Source organism: Candidatus Ruminimicrobium bovinum (assembly GCF_902760015.1).
GTDB lineage: Bacteria > Elusimicrobiota > Endomicrobiia > Endomicrobiales > Endomicrobiaceae > Ruminimicrobium > Ruminimicrobium bovinum.
In genome coordinates this window covers 1-2,854 of record NZ_CACWEU010000277.1, presented here as the reverse complement: position 1 = coordinate 2,854, position 2,854 = coordinate 1, and the positions used below count along the sequence as shown (strand labels likewise).

The 2,854-nt window shown below is 35.8% G+C and carries 3 protein-coding genes; all 3 read left to right on the top strand.

Translation table 11 applies throughout. The annotated features are described in order from the left end of the window. On the top strand, nt 1–182 hold a 182-nt coding region (locus tag ACMUOV_RS08905; protein WP_413854808.1), incomplete at its 5' end, for a hypothetical protein. Next, a complete protein-coding gene (locus ACMUOV_RS08900; protein ID WP_413854807.1) occupies nt 182–2,170 on the top strand; it encodes a hypothetical protein in 1,989 nt (662 codons plus the stop codon). The genes ACMUOV_RS08905 and ACMUOV_RS08900, both read left to right, overlap by 1 nt. 3 nt (nt 2,171–2,173) lie before the next feature. After that, nucleotides 2,174–2,854 (top strand): hypothetical protein (locus ACMUOV_RS08895; protein ID WP_413854806.1); only part of this gene is annotated, 681 nt, incomplete at its 3' end.

The following is a 2,854-nucleotide window of genomic DNA, read 5'->3' as shown; positions in this document are numbered from 1 at the left end:
AGGCTATTGCTGCTGATACTCGCAATAAAGAAACGATGGCTAAGGCACAACTTGACAATGCTACCAAACTTGCTATTGAGCAAATGAAACAGCAAGGTGAAAATGATAGAAAGGCGGCTGAAATGGTCAATGACAATATGAAAGATTTGCAGAACCCAATGATTGATGGAGGTGTTCTCTAATGTTTGCAATAGATAATCTTACATTAAAGCGTATTCATAATGGTAGACTATTCATTTACAACCAAGACACAACAGACTTGGCTAATGTCTACACTTATGAGAATGCTCAATATGTTGATGCTCCAAATCCAATTTATTTCGTTGAAGGTGTACCAAACAATACTTATTTCTTGAACAACGGCATTTATGACTGTGTTGCTCAGGAATATGTTGGGGATAGTTCAGATCCAAGTGGTGATTTAAGACCTGAAATGTGGGTTGAAGAATTTAGCACTAAGATTGGATTTGAATTAGAAGTAAATCCTAATGCAAGTGAAGATGTTTTGAGTTATACCAGCATTGATGCATTGCTTAACGCTCCTGTTGGTGGTTATGCAAATGTTATTGGTTATTGGACTACAACAGACTGCGAACCTAGAACGTACTACTGGGACAGCACTTGCGTTAATGATGCTGATGGTGGTTTAATCATTCAGAGCAATAATAGTGATACAGGTAGATGGATTCTACTTGTGAATGAGATAATGAAATCTGAATACTATGGAGTGTATGGCAACCATCAAGAGAACTTAATCAACTTATTCAGATACAATGATTTGTATGGTTCAATGAGTTTATGTTCTCCTAAGACAATTATGCTTGCACCTGGTGAATATGGAGATGGATATACTCTATACAATGCAAATGGTAAGCGAGTAATATTCTCCAAGGGTGCATCTATTAAGGCCGGCAACACTGTTAGATGTGAAAGTTATGAAGGCACTGGTGTTATTGGTAAACTAATTTGTAATTGTCCTGCTAGATTGAGTAATTTCAGAGAATTGAGTGATTTCTTGAATTGTGGTTCTAGTACACTTATATTTGATAGAGATGGTGGAAATACTCTAGCATTGAACAAGACATTGACTGATGTTTGTTGTATATTTGAACAAGCATTTGGTATTGGAAGTGGCGGTGGACACTTATCATTTGATAGCTGTGCCATTGAAAGTTGTGGAATGATAATACAGAATGGAAACATACACTTTAGAAATTGTGCTATCAAGGAATCTTGGTTCAGTAATCCAAGATTGGTTACTCCAGATGCTGCTTATGATACCAACATAACAATTCTACCAAACAACTTTACTTATGCTGAATGTTATTTTAGATACATGAATCTTAATTTACCAAGTGCATTGAATCTAGATTGTGCAGGAATGAGATTACAAACAAGTTATGTGTTTGGTGGAACACTACAAGACATTACAATCTCCAATTTGAATACCAGTGCAAGACTAGGTATTGGATGTTCAAGTGCAACACTTAAGAATTGTAATCTTAGATTAGCACAGATAACCTCTCCAAACACTTACATGTACAATTCAACAATTGAAGAGGGATATGTATCTGGTACAAGTAATGGTACGAACAAGATAGTAAAACACTTTGAAAATTGTAATTTCGGTAGTGCAGTAGATTTCAGAATGGAGAGTACAACTGCAATAGACTTATATGCTAAAGACTGTAAATTTGGTGATTCCAATAGACAGGTATTCTACAGCAATAATGGTCTAGATATTAGTAGAATTGGTAGTAAAACTTATTTCAAGAACAATGTTGGAATTGGCGATAACTACTATCCATATTTCTTGATTAGTGGTTCAACACCATATCCTGCATCTATTGCAAGTGGTATACTCCATTTCAATGATGAAGTTGGTACAGAGAACTGGAGATATGGTCAAGTGTTCTACAATTTCCAACCTTGGATTAGATACGATACACTACCTTGGGTTAACTCACTAAACAATGCAGTCACAAGTGACATGTATGAACCTGGTACTAAAGACATTACTTATTCTTATGACTTCCCACGCTGGGCAGATGGCAAGGTTTATGTGCCACAATCATTGAGTATTAGTGCTAAATTTGCTGAACCTAAGATGATTAACATTAGTGCTTACATTAATAATTTAAAGGTTTATTTAGAGAGAACAGAGAGGTAAAGAATGCTTCAGTATTTATTCTCACCAACAAAGCAATTTACTTACGAAAGTGGTAAATTGTTAGACGCTGGTAAAATCTATGTTTATATCAAAGACACTACTGACCTTGCTACTTTGTATGATAATGACGAAGACATGATTAGCAATCCAGTGATATTGGATGCAAATGGTAGAGCAAGTGTTAAGGCTGATGATACCAAAGAATATAGACTAGAAATCTATACGAATAAAGATGTATTACTTTACACCTGTAATGCTTTCTATGATGGTGAAGGTGGTGGTGGAATTTCAATAGTCAGACACGATGATACATTGAGTGGTAATGGTACTTCTCAATCTCTATTAAGTGTTGTCAACATTCCACTTGCAGTTGATGAAACAATGACTGCATACAAGGACACTGTTGAAGGCAAGGAAGCATTAGTGCTTGGCGTCAATGGTGAGTGGTTCAATGAAACATTTAGTGGTGCATTAAGTGGTAAAGTAGATACATCTGCGTTTGAGGAATGCTGTAGTGCTATGAGTGCTGCAGTTAGTGGTAAAGCTGATTCATCTGATTTGGATAACTACTATACTAAGATTGAGACAGACAACATTCTAAACAATTATGTTCAGAGTGCTGAATTGAATAACTACTACAAGAAGACTGAAACAAGTTCCAAACAAGAATTGCAGTCTGCATTT